Source organism: Pseudomonas sp. LFM046 (genome assembly GCF_000949385.2).
Taxonomy (GTDB): Bacteria; Pseudomonadota; Gammaproteobacteria; order Pseudomonadales; family Pseudomonadaceae; genus Metapseudomonas.
In genome coordinates this window covers 4,469,957-4,485,034 of record NZ_JYKO02000001.1, presented here as the reverse complement: position 1 = coordinate 4,485,034, position 15,078 = coordinate 4,469,957, and the positions used below count along the sequence as shown (strand labels likewise).

Sequence of the window (15,078 nt, the reverse complement as noted above, 5' to 3'; positions counted from 1 at the left end):
GATGGTAGGGCCTCCCAGTCCGGGCAAGCCGGAAGCCTTACATAGCCCTCCGCTGCAAGCTGCGCGGTATGGCCGGGAGAACATCATGTGTATTCCAGTGATGCCGACACCCTATTCCAGCGATTGTGATCCACCACGCTGATGATTCTGACCCCGGGGTTGGCGTCAGGCAGTAATGGGGACAAGGGTCGCAAGGGATTGGGAAAGCATACGGATTTCCTTTCCTGAAGTTCAGATTTGTCCTATGGCCGCCAAGTGGCGACATATGCGAATGCTTGCCGCTCAATTCCTACAACCAAGGAAAGGGTATGGCAGTTGGTTATTTCATCCGCCGAGGCGATAAAACTACCTGCGGTGGAGTGGTTTTGGATGGTCATCCGAGCTTTCGCATGCACAGTATTTCTGTTGCGCGTGAGGGAGATCCGGTTACGTGCGGTAAGGATGGTAAACGCTATGTGATAGCTGGAGGTATTCAGCACTTCATGGCAAAGGGGCGTGTGGCTGGCACATTGGATAGTTTTAGCACCTGCCCTTGCCAAGCCCGCTTAATCCACTCGTTGCCAAGTGCGACCTATGAGTCGGCTCCCAAGCCTGCCCCGAGAGCAGCGGCCACCCCCTCACCAGCAGCATCTACGGGGCACGCTCAGCACCCCCTAACCAGACCGCCAGAGCGCGCATCTTTCGCCGAGAATGCATCTGCCGGGAGTCCGACTAGGTCGCACTTGCCGAAGAGCTGCGTCTTCGCCAAGTGCGGCAAGCTGCCCAACTCGGTGATCGACTACAACACGTCGTCAGGCACTTTCCCGGTCGATAACGTGAGCGATTACGGCAACCTGGTGCTATTGGGTGGTCGTGAGGTGGACGACAGCGGCAAGGTGCAGCTCCAGAAGATCAGCGGGAATATTCCTGCTGGTTTTGGCTCCTTGGCGCTGCGTGGACTTGCTCCTTCAGGTGCTGGGGAATCTTGTGGTGGGCTCTGCGAGGTCGCATCTGCTGGTGGTGCGGTGGCCAGCGGTGGGCGTGTAGCTGTCGGGACTGGTGGCCGTGTAGTTGGCGGCGGCATCCTCACTGGTGGGGTGGTTGGCGGTGCACTCATTGGTGTTGTGGCGATGCTCTGGCCGTCCAGCTTGGGCGATAGCGCTCTTTACACAGAAGAGCAGCTTCGCACGATGAAGCAGGGGCGAACCCGAGTTCGAATTCGTGTTGAACAGCAGCCAGACGGCACCCTGAAGGGCTACGGCTACAACACTCAGCTACGCAGCGATTGGGAAACGATTCCTGTCGTGCAATTCAAGCCAGCCGGCTTACCTTGCAACCAGATGGTGGCTGATTTCGGCGGTGGTGTTGAACTGATCTGGACGCCTGCCGCGAATCCTTCTGACACACTGGGCATTCCCGCCCTTGAAGCGGCTCCCCAAGCCCCGCACATCTCGATTTACCCGCCTGTAGAGCAGGCTGACAATCTCATCGTCAATCCAATCTACCCGCCAGAATATCGGGATTTCATCTTGGTATTCCCGGCAGGATCCGGAATTGCGCCGCTCTACATCGTGACGAATGCCCGGCATGATTCAGGGACAGTCACCGGGGCGGGTGAGAATGTATTCGGTGCTTGGCTGGCCGGGGCGAGCCAAGGAGTTGGCGCTCCCATCCCAACGCGAATCGCCGATGAGCTACGCGGCAGAAGCTTCGATAGCTTCGATTCTTTTAGGGCTGCATTTTGGAAGGCTGTTGCGAATGACGCGGAGCTTGCGAGTCAGTTCAAGGCCGATAACATCGACCGTATGAGCGGCGGAAATGCACCTATTGCACGGCACCGGGATACGGTTGGCAGGCGGAAGTCATTCGAGTTGCACCATATTGAGTTGGTGTCGCAGGGAGGTGAGGTCTACGGCCTAGATAACCTGCGGGTCGTCACTCCCAAGAATCATATTGATCTTCACAGGTAGAACATGAGCAAGTCGATTACCGATTACACCGAGCAGCAGTTCGTGCAGTTTGTGGAAGAGATTCGCAAGGCCAGCAAGAGCGCATCAGATGATGTGCTGGGGGAGCTGCTGGAACAGTTTTGTGAAGCCACAGGGCATCCGGACGGAACAGACCTTATCTACTACCCAGAGGATGGGGCGGACACTTCGGCGGAAGGCATCACCCGCACAGTGAAAGAGTGGCGTGCAGCGAACGGGCTTCCCGGATTTAAGTCCAATTGACCTAACAGACGCAGGGTAGTCGAGGGCCGGTGGCCCTCGGCTATCGCTACCCGCGCCGTTCCTGGCTCATCCCGGCTCTTCCCCTTTCTTCCGGCCCCACCCCCTTTTATGCCAAACCTGCCACCTCCTCACACATGCCTCGATGTCGCCCAGTGCACCTTTCTCCGGATTTCTGGAAGGCCTAGCGACGCCGGCTAGCGCTTGGCTCCACCCAGGTCCAGCAGGCTGCGGATATTCGACCAGAACATCTCATTCGGGAAAGGCTGGGGTTCATCGATATCCATGGTCAGGAAATGGGGATGCTCATAAACCCCTTCGAGCGACAGGACAACGCCCACGATATGGACGCAAGACCAGACCGAAATGGGATCATCCGGCCAGCTCAGTTCTACCAGCACGGTCCTGCCAATCAGGGACGTGGCGCTGGGGAAATCGTACTCAGCCATGCTTTCTTCCTTTAAAGCAGGTAGGCGCGGGATTGGCTGGCTCTGCGTGTGGCAGTTGCCAGCCAGGGGAGGCGGGCGGTGTCGCTGGTGACGCCGTTGCGATCCGCCTGGGCGGCGATGGGGCCTACGTCCTGTTGCGGGCCGACCAGGTTGGCCGGGGGGAGCTCTTCCAGTTCCATGCTCGTTCCGTCACTATTCGTCGCTATTAACAGGGATACAGGTTGATAAATAATTTATCAACCGTAGACATGATAATCGTGATGAATAGTTTATCAATAAATTATTCATCAATTATTAGAGCTTTTAGGAATGATTGAAGAGCGTCTTAGAATGCTTGTCCGCCATATCGGTGCGACCAGGCTTGCTGAGGTGACCGCCATCAAAGAGCGTCAGCGCTGGCAGACAGTCGCTACGAACCGGAAGGTGAAGGCTCGTGTTGAGGACCTGGAGGAACTGCTGCAGGCGTTCCCTCAGTACGAGCTTTGGCTTTTGAAAGGAGAGACGGACTTGGAAAAGGGCCAGGTCTCACCGGATTACGGCGAAGCCCATTCAAGCTTGGCGACTCCCAACGCGGGATAGCAACCACTGCCGAAATGACAAAGCCGTAGCTCGCGAAAGGGAGCCATTACTTAATCCAAGGAACGGGAAATCAGTAGCCCGTCATGGATCGACATCTTTCCGGCCACTTCGCCACCATCAGTTCTTCCTCGAGAAGAAAGGGGATTTATTTTTCCTGTTCGCTTCGCTAAACCTCGCGGATGACGCCGTCAGCATCTTCAGCAAATGAGTGAGAATCATGCGGACTTTGCAGGAATTACAAGCTCCAATTGACAGAAAAATCGTCGAGGAACTAATTACCGCTACACCCGAGACATGGAATTCCGCTGAGATGATTGTTTCGCGGGAGCAAACGGGAGCGCAGGGGCGGATGACAATAGTCATTAGTAACCCGGAAGGAAAAAGAGATCTGATCGGTCCAACTGACGAAATTTACGAGGGCCTGTATCAGCTTTCTGATGTTTTTTAAAGCAGCAAAGCCTTGGAGGAAAGTGACGTACTGGGTGAGCCTTGATAGCCAGGGGGGCGTGGCAGTATCGGGTGGATTTTGAATACTGAAACTCCTTCGTTGGTAGGTCTGCCTCTAAGCTCCTGCCTCGCCGGTTTTTTTCCTGCTAGTCGGCAAAGTAATGGATGTCGAAAAAGTTTCGAATTCACAGACACGAACTGTCGAATATCGACACGGGCGATTTTCTGGAAGCCCTGAATTGAGCTGGGTTGCGACGGACTGAGCCACAAGTCAGTAGGGATCAAATCCCCATCTTCCCGCCATACATGAAAAGCCCCGTAGATCAACGATTCACGGGGCTTCTTGTTTGTCCGCCGCACATGGCTAATGCACTCAGCTGGCAGGGGGAGAGCTACCCCGCATCCACTGGCTCCAGCAGCCCCACATCATCGTTCCGCGTGTTGTTTACCCGCGTACTCACCGCGTAGCCCGTGAACTCATGACGAGAGTTGGCCATCAAGGCCTGGACGTTGCTGCTGGGCGTACCAGGCGACAGCCACCCGTCAAATTGCTCAGGCGCAAGGACGACAGGCATCCGTCTATGAATCCGGTGAATGGCTGGGGCTGCGGGTTTCGTCAGCAACGCACACGAGGTGATGAACCGCCCATCCGGGGCGATCCATTCGCTCCACAGGCCTGCGATGGCTAACACATCGTCGCTGTCGGCGCCGTGGATGAAATAGGGTTGCTGGTGGCCTTGTTGGTATCTCCACTGATACCACCCCTTGGCGAGCAGAAGGCACCGGTGCGTGCGGAGGCTCATCTTCCACATGGACTTGCTTGCGGCCTCTTCGCTGCGCGCAGTGAATGACAAGGTTGGAAGCTTGGGCACCCACCACCACGGTGGGATCAGTCCCCATCGGGCAGCGGTGACTTCCGGCTCCCCGGCATCACTCAGCCTTACCATCGGAACGGTAGTGGTGGGTGCCACATTGAAGGATTGGATCCAACGCCCGAAGCTGTGACTGCCGATGTGCCAGTACCGCTCGATGGCAGCATCTGACGGGGAAACGTAGCGGTTACACATGATGGTCCTCCAGCCCTAGCGTGAATGCGCCCACTAGGCGCCAGTGTTATCGCCCCTTTGCTTTTTGAACTTCCCATAACGTATTGAGGGGCGGTTCACGCGACGGGTTCCTGCAATTTCAGGTCCTACTGTCGCCACAGTGAAACTTAACCTCTAGCAGTTTTCTGTTCTGGTGAAGTTGTCAGTTTTGACTTGGGTGGCGAGTGCGTCGCTATGTATTCAGGTCTGAGAGATGGCGTAATAATTCAGAGCGATGCCAGTGACTTTTGTTATGCGATCGATTTCCTGAGTGCCCTTTCTGGTCATGTAAGTGCTTGATCTATACTCATATGTGACTCAGCAGGAATCAATCGATATGAAACCATCATCATTGACTCTGCTTCCATTCTTGTTCTTTGTAGGTGTGACATACGGGGCAGGCTGCAACCACACATACGATCTTGAATTAAGAACAAGCATGTGCACTTTGGAGCTAGAGAATGAATGGAGGCCGAAACTGAAACCTGATGATTCATGTGCCAGGCTTATCGATGAAGCCAAGCGATTCGTCTCGCGATTTGATAAGGGGGAAGTACAAGTCAGCAAGGTCTGTACAAAAGGCGACCTGATTAAAGCCGTGGAGAATGCCAGCGAGACGATTTCCAAAGCCCGTGAAAAAGGCTGGGCAACACTGGAGCAATACTTGAATTATTGATGGGTAGGGAAAAGTCCCCGAAAGTTGACGGGCCAGCGCCCGCTGGCCCGTCACACGCTAACCCGAACGTTTCCAGCACCTCATGTACTGGAGCACATCACCGCTGCATTGATCAGCCGCCCTTTGTCCTGCCAGGCATGGCGCTGGTAGACGGAGTACTGGCTCTGGCTGCCGGTGCTGGAGAGCTCGACAAGCCCTGAAGCCTTTTCAGGATTGGTGCTGCCAATGAACAGCAGGGTTTTGCCGTTCTCTTCCTGGATAAAGGTCGGGGCGTTCTGCCCAGCGTCTTCTTTCACGCAGGCGATGTAGTCAGTATTGCCGCTGGCCGTGATGCCGGACGTTCCGTCGCGGCTGGCTCGGATGTCGGGGTTTTGTGCGCAGCCTGTTGCAATCAGCAGGGTGGAAAGAAGCACGAAACTGCCGCTGCGAATCGACGCTGAAGAGAGGCCAGGGGTCGTGTTTTTCATGGTTATTGCTCCAGGCTGGTGCATTTGGCTGCCCGGCGTGTTGTCGGTCAGCCGTCGGGGCAGGGCGCCTGGGAGCGGAGGCCGTCGACGTCGGGGGCGAATCCTCCCCCAAGTTGGCCGCTGCCTGTGCCGAACAAGTGTATGCCGTCATTGACCCTGCGGATGCACGTTGGTCTGGAGGGGGCGGTGCTCGCAGGCCGTTAGCTGCCGCCAGCGTGCAGGGCGTGATGATGGCGAGCCCCATCCGGCGTCGACGAAAACCTTCGGATACAATCCGGAAAACCCTGGCGGCCCCCACCCCGATGGATATCGACCTGACCCGCACCTTTCTCGAGATTGCGCGCCACGGCAGCTTCATTGCTGCGGCAGAGAACCTGCACATCACCCAGACCGCCATCACCGCGCGCGTCCAGAAACTCGAAAGTCATCTGAAGTGCACGCTCTTCGTTCGCAATCGCTCGGGCGCCAGGCTCACGCCGGATGGCGAGGCGTTCCTCGTCTATGCGAACCAGATGTTCCAGGCCTGGGAAACCGCCCAGCGCGACCTGCCGCTACCCGAGGGTTTCCACAACATCCTGCATGTCGGCGGCGAGGTGAGCCTCTGCAACCCGCTGATGCTGCACTGGGTGCGGAGCATTCGTGAGTCCATCGGCACCCACGGCGTCCGGGCGGAAATCGCAGATGGGCAATCGCTCCTCAAGCAACTCGAACTGGGGACCCTGGATGCGGCGCTGGTGTATCAGCCCACCTACTGGCCCGGCCTGCAGGTGGAAGAGGTGCTGGAAGAAAAACTCATCATGGTGAAGGCGAGGGAGCCGGAACCCTACGTCTATGTGGACTGGGGCGAAGCCTTCCGCCGGCAGCACGACTTCGCGCTTCCGGAAAGGGCCCGGCCCGCCATCGGCTTTAATCTGGGACCGCTGGCGCTGCAGTACATCCTCGAACATGGCGGCTCCGGCTATTTCCGTACCCGGGTCGTGCAGAGCTACCTGGAGAGTGGCGCGCTGGAGCGTGTGCCGCGAACCCCGGAATTCAGCTACCCGGTCTATCTGGTCTATTCGCGCAATCGGGATTCGGCGGCGTTGCAGCAGGCCATGGGGCTGCTGCGGGACCTGGTGCGCCAGGAGACGGACTGGTCCCAGCGTTGGGACCCGGTCATCTGACGCGCCATTACCCCCAAACCTAAACCACTGGATCGGTGATCGGCTCGATCAGCCCCGGATGGTCGTTGCGCGAATTGCCCACTTCCCGGCCCACCGGGAACCACTCGAAATCCTCGGCCGCCAGGCTGTGCAGGCGGGCGATTTCTTCCGCTTCCTCGGGCAGGGTGGTGGGGGCCAGCCAGACCCGCGCCAGGTCCGGTGGCAGCACCAGCGGCTTGCGGGGGTGGATGCCGGCCAGGCCGCCGTCGGAGGCGCCGGTGAGGATCACGAAGCCGTCGCCCTCACGCTCCGCCCGTCCATTGCGGGGGAACTGGCCGATCACGGCGAAGTGCAGCGGCAGGTCGCCCTTGCGGCGGAAGTAGTAGGGCTGCTTGAGCTTGGGGTCGTCCGGGCTGGTCTTCCATTCGTACCAGCCATCGGCGCCCACGAGGGCGCGGCCGGATTTCCAGATGGCGCGGAAGAAGCTGCCGCTGGCCAGGGTTTCGATCTGGGCATGGCGCGGCATCGGCTGTTTGCCGGTGGCCCAGTGAGGTTTCCAGCCCCACATCACTTCATCGTCGTAGAGGCCATCGTCATCCAGGTGCAGCAGGTGGACGCGGGTGGCGGGGCAGACGTTGAAGCGGCCGATGGGTTCTTCCAGCCCGCTCAGGCGCACCTGCTCCGGCAGCAGGCCAAGGGCCTCCGCATAGCGGTGGGGTTTGCGGTTCTGGGCGAAGCGTCCGCACATGACTGGCTCCAGGGAAGGGGACAGTTTTCAGCATAGGACTGCCCCGCGCAGGTCGTCTCCGTCGCTGGGTGATGGCCTCTTGCTGGCACGAACACCTGTGAAAATCTTCGAAAAAGGCGACCAAACGCACGTTTTTCACATAAACGGCAAGAACCGAATCATTGGCTGCCAGTCTCTTCTCCTAGGCCTGCTCCCGAGGAAGTCGTACAGGACAGTGGCGCAATGCCACGGCAGGTCTGCCTACAACCACTTCAAAAGGATTGAAGTCATGACCCACAAGAACCGCGTCAGACGCGTTGTTGGTTCCCTCGTTCTCGCCGCTTCCACGTCCACCCTTGCCGCCCCGGCGCCTGAAGGCGATGCCTTCGGCGAGTTCTGGAGCCCCGGCAAACCCAACCCCGGCCTGTGCAAGTCGCCCGTCCTGGTGGGCACGCCCCTGGGCCTGCCGCGCTGCCTGGAGGCGAGCAATGTGATGAGCCGGCTGCAGGCGTTGCAGGACATCGCCGCCCTCAACGACGGCAATCGAGCCGCCGGCCTGCCGGGCTATCAGGCCTCCATCGACTACGTGAAGAGCACCCTGGAGCGCGCCGGCTACCAGGTCCAAGTCCAGCCGTTCCCCTTCACCGCGTTCTTCCCCAAGGGGCCGGGCACCCTGCAGGCCCTGGCGCCGCAGCCGGCCGGCTATGTCTGGGAGGAGGACTTCAACTACCTGTCGCAGACCGATCCCGGCGACGTCAGCGCGCCGGTGGTGCCGGTGGATGTGGTCCTGGGCGCCGGCAACACCTCGTCCAGCGGCTGTGAGGCGGAAGACTTCGCCGGCTTCCCCAGTGGTGCCATCGCCCTGATCCAGCGCGGCAGCTGCACCTTCGAAATCAAGGCGGAGAACGCCGCGGCCGCCGGTGCGGCGGGGGTGATCATCTTCAACCAGGGCAACACCGAGGACCGCAAGGGCCTGGAAAACGTCACCCTGGGCGACGGCTACGAAGGCGGCATCCCGGTGCTCTTCGCCACCTATGACAACGGCGCGGCCTGGTCGCAGACCGCCGGCCTGCAGCTGCGCATGGTGGCGGACGTGATCCGCAAGAAGACCGAGACCTTCAACCTGGTGGCCGAAACCCAGCGTGGCAACCCGGACAATGTGGTGATGGTCGGCGCCCACCTGGATTCGGTGTTCGAGGGCCCCGGTATCAACGACAACGGCACGGGTAGCGCAGCCCTGCTGGAAATGGCCGTGCTGCTGCGCAAGGCGCACCCGCAGAACAAGGTGCGTTTCGCCTGGTGGGGAGCGGAGGAGTCCGGGCTGGTGGGTTCGACCTTCTACGTCGACAACCTGAGCGACGAGGAGAAGAAGAAGATCAAGGCGTACCTCAACTTCGACATGATCGGTTCGCCGAACTTCGCCAACTTCATCTATGACGGCGACGGCTCGTCCTTCGGCCTGCAGGGCCCGCCCGGTTCGGCGGCCATCGAGCGCCTGTTCGAGGCCTACTTCAGGCTGCGCGGCGAGCCGTCCGAGGGCACCCAGATCGACTTCCGTTCCGACTATGCGCAGTTCTTCGAGGTGGGCATCCCCTTCGGCGGCCTGTTCACCGGCGCCGAAGACATCAAGAGCGAGGAGCAGGCACAGCAATACGGTGGCGCCGCCGGTCAGCCCTTCGACCCCTGCTACCACCAGGGCTGTGACAACACCGCCAACCTCGACCTGAACGCCCTGGAGATCAACGGGGACGCCATGGCCTTCGCCACCAGCTGGCTGGCGCTGTCGACCAAGGTCATCGACGACGAGATCGCCGCGGCCGCCGAGCAGGCGAAGGGGGCGAAGACCCTGCGCATGCAGTCGGTACGCCAGGCCGAGCGCTGGGGTAATCACTTCGTGAAATGACGAAGGGGCGGCAGGTCTGCAGATGTTCCGTACGTTCGCAAGCCTTCCGTCTTTTCCGAATTGACCGTAGGAAGTCTCTGCGATTTACTGTATATAAATACAGTATGCGTAGGATTTCCCCCAATGGCCTTGATGATTGTTCCTGGCCCTTTCGGCAGCCCCTCCCAAGGGCTGCCGTTTTTCTCTTTGCGTAACGGACGGGCCTGATGGGCGCTGTCGTTGCCCTCGACGCCCTGCTCAACGAGCGGCGGGTGTGGAAGGGTCAGTCCGGTGCACAGCCGGCCGGCAGCGAGCAGCCCACTGGCCATGCCGGGCTGGATGCGGTCCTGCCTGGCGGCGGCTGGCCTGAAGCCGCTCTCAGCGAAATCCTCGTTCCGGGCGCGGGCCTGGGCGAGTTGCGCCTGCTCTGGCCCACACTGGCACGGCTGACGGCCCGCGCCGAGCGCGTGGTGTTGGTAGCGCCGCCCCATATCCCTTATCCACAGGCCTGGCAGGCGGCCGGGGTGGACCTGCGCTGGCTGGCGCTGGTGGAGACCAGCGGCCGCGATGCCCTCTGGGCGGCCGAGCAATGCCTGCGTTCCGGCAGCTGCGGCGCGGTGCTCTGCTGGCCGCAGCAGGCGGATGACCGTGCCCTGCGCCGCCTGCAAGTAGCCGCCGAAACCGGCCAGACCCTGGCCTTCGCCTACCGCCCCCTGGACGCCGCCCTCAACCCTTCGCCGGCGGCCCTGCGCATCGCCGTCGACGGTCGTCCGGCGCAGCTGCGGGTGCTCAAGTGCCGGGGCGGCCTGCCGCCAGCGGCGCCCATTGCCCTGGCCCGGTGAAGCCGCCATGCGTTGGGCCTGCATATTGCTGCCGCAACTGGCGCTGGATGGCGTGCTGCGGGGTCACCCCGATCCCGACGCGCCCCTGGCACTGGTGACCGGCACGCCCCAGCGCCGTGTGCTGCGCGCCCTCAATCCGGCGGCCAGGGCCCTGGGGCTGCGTCCCGGCCAGTCGCTGACCGCCGCCCACGCCCTGAGCCGCGACTTTGCTCTGGTGGAGTACGACCCGGCGCAGGTCGAGCACTGGCAGCAATTGCTCGCCGCCTGGGCCTATCGCTTCAGCTCCCAGGTCAGCCTGCGCTACCCGCGAACCCTGCTCATGGAAGTGGAATCCAGCTTCAGCCTGTTCGGCCCCTGGCCGCGCTTCGAGGCGCGTCTGCGCCGGGAACTGGCGGCCCTGGGCTTCCGCCACCGCATCGTCGCCGCACCCAACCCGGCGGCGGCGCGGGTGCTGGCCAATGCCTACGACGGCCTGGCGGTGGCGAGCCGGGAGGAACTGCGTGACGCCCTGGGGCGGATGCCGGTGGATCGCGCCGGCCTGGCCCGCGAGGCCGCCACCGCCTTCGCCCGCATGGGCCTGCGCAACCTGGAGCAGGTGCTGGCGCTGCCACGGGAAACCGTGGCCCGGCGCTTTCCGGCCGAGGTACTGCAACACCTCGACTGCCTGCTGGGTGAGCGACCCCTGGCCCTGGAGTGTTACCGGCCGCCGGATGAGTTCGATGTGCGCCTCGAGCTGAATTTCGAGGTGGAATCCCACCAGGCGCTGCTCTTTCCCCTGCGCCGCCTCACCGCCGACCTGGCCGCCTTCCTCGCCGGTCGCGACAGCGGCGTGCAGCGCTTCACCCTGCACCTGGAGCACCGTGAGCTTGCCGACACCCTGGTGCCGGTGGGCCTGCTCAGCGCCGAGCGCGAGGCGGCCATGCTCTTCGAGCTGGCCCGTGGCCGGCTGGAGCAATTGCAGGTGCCGGCGCCGGTGCGCGCCTTCCGTCTGCAGGCGCGGGACTTGCCGGCTTTCGTGCCGGAGCGCCGCGAACTGTTCGACGAGCGCCCGCAGCAATCCCTGCCCTGGGAACAGTTGCGCGAACGCCTGCGGGCACGCCTGGGGGACGACGCGGTGCACAACCTTGTCGCCCGCGCCGATCACCGCCCCGAATGTGCCTGGCAACTGGGGGGCGATCTTCCCCGGGCGCCCCTGCCGCCTGGCGCTCCGCGTCCCGGTTGGCTGCTGCGTGAGCCGGTGCCCCTGCGGGAAGGCTCCGTGCAGATCCTGGCCGGGCCCGAGCGCATCGAATCCGGCTGGTGGGACGGCGGCGACGTGCGCCGCGACTATTACCTCGTGGAAACCCGCAGCGGCCAGCGTGGCTGGGCCTTCCGCGCGCTGAAGGGGGAGGGGCCGCTGCTGTTGCAGGGCTGGTTCGCATGAGCGCCTATGCCGAGCTGCATTGCCTGTCCAACTTCAGCTTCCAGCGCGGGGCCTCCAGCGCCACCGAGTTGTTCCAACGCGCCGCGAGCCACGGTTACGAAGCCCTGGCGATCACCGACGAATGCACCCTGGCCGGCATCGTCCGCGCCTGGCAGGCCTCGAAAGACTGCGGGCTGCCCCTGGTGATCGGCAGCGAGGTGCGTGTCGACGGCGGGCCCAAGCTGGTGCTGCTGGTGGAAAACCTGGCCGGCTACCAGCGCCTCTGCGGTCTCATCACCCAGGCCCGGCGGCGCGCGAAGAAGGGCGAATACCGCCTGCTGCGCGAGGACCTGGCCGGCCCTGTGGATGGCCTGCTGGCCCTCTGGGTGCCCGACCTGGATGACGACGGCTGCGACGGTTCCTGGCTGCGCCAGTGCTTCCCCGAACGCCTGTGGCTGGCGGTGGAGCTGCATCAGGGGCCGGATGACGCCGGACGCCTGAGGCGCCTGCTGGCCCTGGCCGAACGCCTCGGCATCCCGGCCGTGGCGGCGGGCGATGTGCATATGCACGCCCGTGGCCGTCGCGCCCTGCAGGACTGCATGACCGCCGTGCGCCACCACTGCACGGTGGCCGAGGCCGGCTACCGCCTGTTCCCCAGTGGCGAGCGCCACCTGCGCCAGCGCGACGTGCTCGCCGGCCTCTACCCGGCGGAACTGCTGGCCGAGTCGGTGCGCATCGCCCGCCGCTGCCGTTTCGACCTGGACCAACTGCGCTACCAGTACCCCCACGAACTGGTGCCGGACGGCCACAGCCCCAGCAGCTGGTTGCGCCAGTTGGCCGAGGAAGGGATGGCCCGGCGCTGGCCCCGGGGCGTCGATCCGCAAACCCGGGACATGCTGGAGAAGGAACTGCGGCTGATCGCCGAACTGGGCTACGAAAGCTACTTCCTCACGGTGCACGACATCGTCAACTTCGCCCGCAGCCAGGACATCCTCTGCCAGGGCCGCGGCTCGGCGGCCAACTCCCTGGTCTGTTACGTCCTGGGGATCACCGCCATCGACCCCTCGCATATACAGATGCTCTTCGAGCGCTTCCTTTCCCGCGAGCGCAACGAGCCGCCGGACATCGACGTCGACTTCGAGCACGAGCGTCGCGAGGAGGTCATCCAATACGTGTTCCGTCGCTATGGGCGGGGCAGGGCGGCGCTTACCGCGGTGGTCAACACCTACCACGGCGCCGGCGCGGTGCGTGATGTGGCCAAGGCCCTCGGCTTGCCGCCGGACCAGGTCAACGCCCTGGCCGATTGCTGCGGCAGCTGGAGCGACCATGTCCCGCCAGCGGACCGCCTGCGCGAAGCCGGCTTCGACCCCGACAGCCCGGTGTTGCGCCGGGTGCTGGCGCTGACCGGCGAATTGATCGGCTTTCCCCGCCATCTGTCCCAGCACCCCGGCGGCTTCGTCATTTCCGAAGCGCCGCTGGACAGCCTGGTGCCGGTGGAAAACGCCACCATGGCCGATCGCACGGTCATCCAGTGGGACAAGGACGACCTCGACCTGGTGGGGCTGCTCAAGGTGGATGTGCTGGCCCTCGGCATGCTCAGCGCATTGCGTCGCTGTTTCGGCCTGATCGAGCACTATCGCGGCACCCGCTGGACCTTGGCCAGCCTGCCCCAGGATGACCCGGCCACCTACGAAATGATCGGGCGCGCCGACACCATCGGCGTGTTCCAGATCGAGTCCCGGGCACAGATGGCCATGCTGCCGCGCCTGCGGCCTGAAACGTTCTACGACCTGGTGATCCAGGTGGCCATCGTCCGGCCCGGCCCCATCCAGGGCGACATGGTCCATCCCTACCTGCGCCGGCGAAAGAGGCTGGAGGAGGTGACCTACCCCTCCGAAGCGTTGAAGAAGGTGTTCGAGCGCACCCTGGGCGTGCCGCTGTTCCAGGAACAGGTGATGCAACTGGCCATCGTTGCCGCCGATTACACCCCGGGCGAGGCCGACGAACTGCGTCGCAACATGGCCGCCTGGAAACGTCACGGCGGCCTGGAGCACCACCGTCAACGCCTGACTTCGCGGATGCTCGCCAAGGGCTATGAGCTGGACTTCATCGAGCGGATCTTCGAGCAGATCAAAGGCTTCGGCAGCTATGGCTTCCCCGAGTCCCATGCCGCCAGCTTCGCCCTGCTCACCTACGCCAGTTGCTGGCTGAAATGCCATGAGCCGGCCGCCTATGCCTGCGCCCTGATCAACAGCTGGCCCATGGGTTTCTACAGCCCCGACCAGGTGCTGCAGGACGCCCGCCGGCATGGCCTCGACGTGCGTCCTGTGGATGTGCGGTATTCCGATTGGGACTGCTCCCTGGAGCCGGTGGGGGAGACGGGCGAACTGGCCATCCGCCTGGGGCTGCGGATGGTGCGCGGATTCCGCGAGGAAGACGCGAAGCGCATCGAGACCGCCCGACGGTTCGGGGCCTTCAGCGGTGTCGGCGACCTTTGCCAGCGTGCCCACCTGGATGCCCGCGCCCGCGAACTGCTGGCCGATTCCAGTGCCCTGCGCGGCCTGGCCGGGCATCGCCATCGGGCGCGCTGGGCGGTGGCGGGGGTGGACGTACAGGCGCCGCTCTTCGCCGGCCTGCCTGAACAGGAAGAAGTGCAGGTGGCCCTGCCGCTGCCCACCGTGGGTGAGGACCTGCACGCCGACTACGCCACCGTCGGCACCACGCTGGGTCCGCACCCCATTGCCCTGTTGCGCGGCGAGTTGCGCAAGCGGCGCTGTCGCAGCTCGCGGGAGCTGCTGGATGTGGAGCATGGTCGGCAGGTCAGCGTCGCGGGCCTGGTGGTGGGCCGCCAGCGCCCGCAGACCGCCAGCGGGGTGATCTTCGTCACCCTGGAAGACGAGTACGGCATGGTCAATGTGGTGGTCTGGCACGACCTGGCCGAACGCCAGCGCCGTGTGCTGGTGGGCTCACGGATGATGCAGGTGGACGGCCGCCTGGAAGCGGTGGACGGCGTGCGCCACCTCATCGCCCGGCGCATGCAGGACCTGACGCCACTGCTCGCCGAGCTCGATATACGCAGCCGGGATTTCCGCTAGATCGACGACGATGGCCGCCCATTTGCAGCGATACCCATCAGTTTCGTAGGGTGGCTTCAGCCCGCCATCAGCCATCCC

At 63.0% G+C, this 15,078-nt stretch carries 14 protein-coding genes and 1 pseudogene; 10 read left to right on the top strand and 5 right to left on the bottom strand.

The features are described 5' to 3' along the window. Positions 1-308 precede the first annotated feature (308 nt). Both TQ98_RS20550 and TQ98_RS20545 read left to right on the top strand, forming a co-directional pair. On the top strand, positions 309-1,949 hold the full coding sequence (locus TQ98_RS20550; RefSeq protein ID WP_044871458.1) for an S-type pyocin domain-containing protein: 1,641 nt from the start codon (positions 309-311) through the stop codon (positions 1,947-1,949). Between the two features lie 3 nt (positions 1,950-1,952). Then, positions 1,953-2,210 (top strand): bacteriocin immunity protein, encoded by a 258-nt coding sequence (locus TQ98_RS20545; protein ID WP_044871457.1) that lies wholly within the window; start codon positions 1,953-1,955, stop codon positions 2,208-2,210. Positions 2,211-2,404: 194 nt separating this feature from the next. Here TQ98_RS20545 and TQ98_RS20540 read toward each other — a convergent pair whose 3' ends face one another. Both TQ98_RS20540 and TQ98_RS28175 read right to left on the bottom strand, forming a co-directional pair. Further along, positions 2,405-2,656 carry a hypothetical protein gene (locus TQ98_RS20540; protein WP_044871456.1) on the bottom strand — a complete coding sequence of 84 codons (252 nt, stop codon included), beginning with the start codon at positions 2,654-2,656 and terminating at the stop codon, positions 2,405-2,407. Between the two features lie 71 nt (positions 2,657-2,727). Continuing rightward, a pseudogene (locus TQ98_RS28175) lies at positions 2,728-2,835 on the bottom strand (DNA-binding protein); the annotation flags it as partial. Between the two features lie 130 nt (positions 2,836-2,965). Here TQ98_RS28175 and TQ98_RS20530 point away from each other — a divergent pair. Both TQ98_RS20530 and TQ98_RS20525 read left to right on the top strand, forming a co-directional pair. Continuing rightward, positions 2,966-3,235 (top strand): hypothetical protein, encoded by a 270-nt coding sequence (locus TQ98_RS20530; RefSeq protein ID WP_044871455.1) that lies wholly within the window; start codon positions 2,966-2,968, stop codon positions 3,233-3,235. A 217-nt stretch (positions 3,236-3,452) separates the two neighbouring features. Further along, on the top strand, positions 3,453-3,683 hold the full coding sequence (locus TQ98_RS20525) for a hypothetical protein (RefSeq protein WP_044871454.1): 231 nt from the start codon (positions 3,453-3,455) through the stop codon (positions 3,681-3,683). A gap of 391 nt (positions 3,684-4,074) precedes the next feature. Here the strand turns inward: TQ98_RS20525 and TQ98_RS20520 are convergent, their stop codons facing one another. Further along, positions 4,075-4,749 (bottom strand): SOS response-associated peptidase, encoded by a 675-nt coding sequence (locus TQ98_RS20520; RefSeq protein WP_044871453.1) that lies wholly within the window; start codon positions 4,747-4,749, stop codon positions 4,075-4,077. 355 nt (positions 4,750-5,104) lie between these two features. Between TQ98_RS20520 and TQ98_RS27690 the strand changes: the two genes are divergently transcribed. Continuing rightward, positions 5,105-5,443 (top strand): hypothetical protein, encoded by a 339-nt coding sequence (locus tag TQ98_RS27690; RefSeq protein WP_146036032.1) that lies wholly within the window; start codon positions 5,105-5,107, stop codon positions 5,441-5,443. Between the two features lie 80 nt (positions 5,444-5,523). Here TQ98_RS27690 and TQ98_RS20515 read toward each other — a convergent pair whose 3' ends face one another. After that, on the bottom strand, positions 5,524-5,910 hold the full coding sequence (locus TQ98_RS20515) for a hypothetical protein (RefSeq protein WP_044871452.1): 387 nt from the start codon (positions 5,908-5,910) through the stop codon (positions 5,524-5,526). 302 nt (positions 5,911-6,212) lie between these two features. Between TQ98_RS20515 and TQ98_RS20510 the strand changes: the two genes are divergently transcribed. After that, on the top strand, positions 6,213-7,073 hold the full coding sequence (locus TQ98_RS20510) for a LysR family transcriptional regulator (RefSeq protein WP_044871451.1): 861 nt from the start codon (positions 6,213-6,215) through the stop codon (positions 7,071-7,073). 19 nt (positions 7,074-7,092) lie between these two features. Here the strand turns inward: TQ98_RS20510 and TQ98_RS20505 are convergent, their stop codons facing one another. After that, on the bottom strand, positions 7,093-7,800 hold the full coding sequence (locus tag TQ98_RS20505; RefSeq protein WP_044871450.1) for an SOS response-associated peptidase family protein: 708 nt from the start codon (positions 7,798-7,800) through the stop codon (positions 7,093-7,095). Positions 7,801-8,068: 268 nt separating this feature from the next. On the opposite strand from TQ98_RS20505, the gene TQ98_RS20500 reads away from it, so the two are divergent. From TQ98_RS20500 to TQ98_RS20485, 4 genes are all read left to right on the top strand, one after another. Next, complete coding sequence (locus TQ98_RS20500) at positions 8,069-9,682, top strand: M28 family metallopeptidase (RefSeq protein WP_044871449.1); 1,614 nt, start codon at positions 8,069-8,071, stop codon at positions 9,680-9,682. A 206-nt stretch (positions 9,683-9,888) separates the two neighbouring features. Beyond that, the gene (gene imuA, locus TQ98_RS20495; RefSeq protein WP_044871448.1) at positions 9,889-10,503 is read left to right on the top strand and encodes a translesion DNA synthesis-associated protein ImuA; all 615 of its coding nucleotides are present in this window, start codon (positions 9,889-9,891) and stop codon (positions 10,501-10,503) included. A gap of 7 nt (positions 10,504-10,510) precedes the next feature. Next, the gene (locus TQ98_RS20490; RefSeq protein ID WP_044871447.1) at positions 10,511-11,926 is read left to right on the top strand and encodes a DNA polymerase Y family protein; all 1,416 of its coding nucleotides are present in this window, start codon (positions 10,511-10,513) and stop codon (positions 11,924-11,926) included. Then, positions 11,923-15,000, top strand: a complete 3,078-nt coding sequence (locus TQ98_RS20485) for an error-prone DNA polymerase (RefSeq protein WP_044871446.1) — start codon at positions 11,923-11,925, stop codon at positions 14,998-15,000. The genes TQ98_RS20490 and TQ98_RS20485 overlap by 4 nt, the downstream gene beginning before the upstream one ends. The last annotated feature ends 78 nt before the right edge of the window (positions 15,001-15,078 follow it).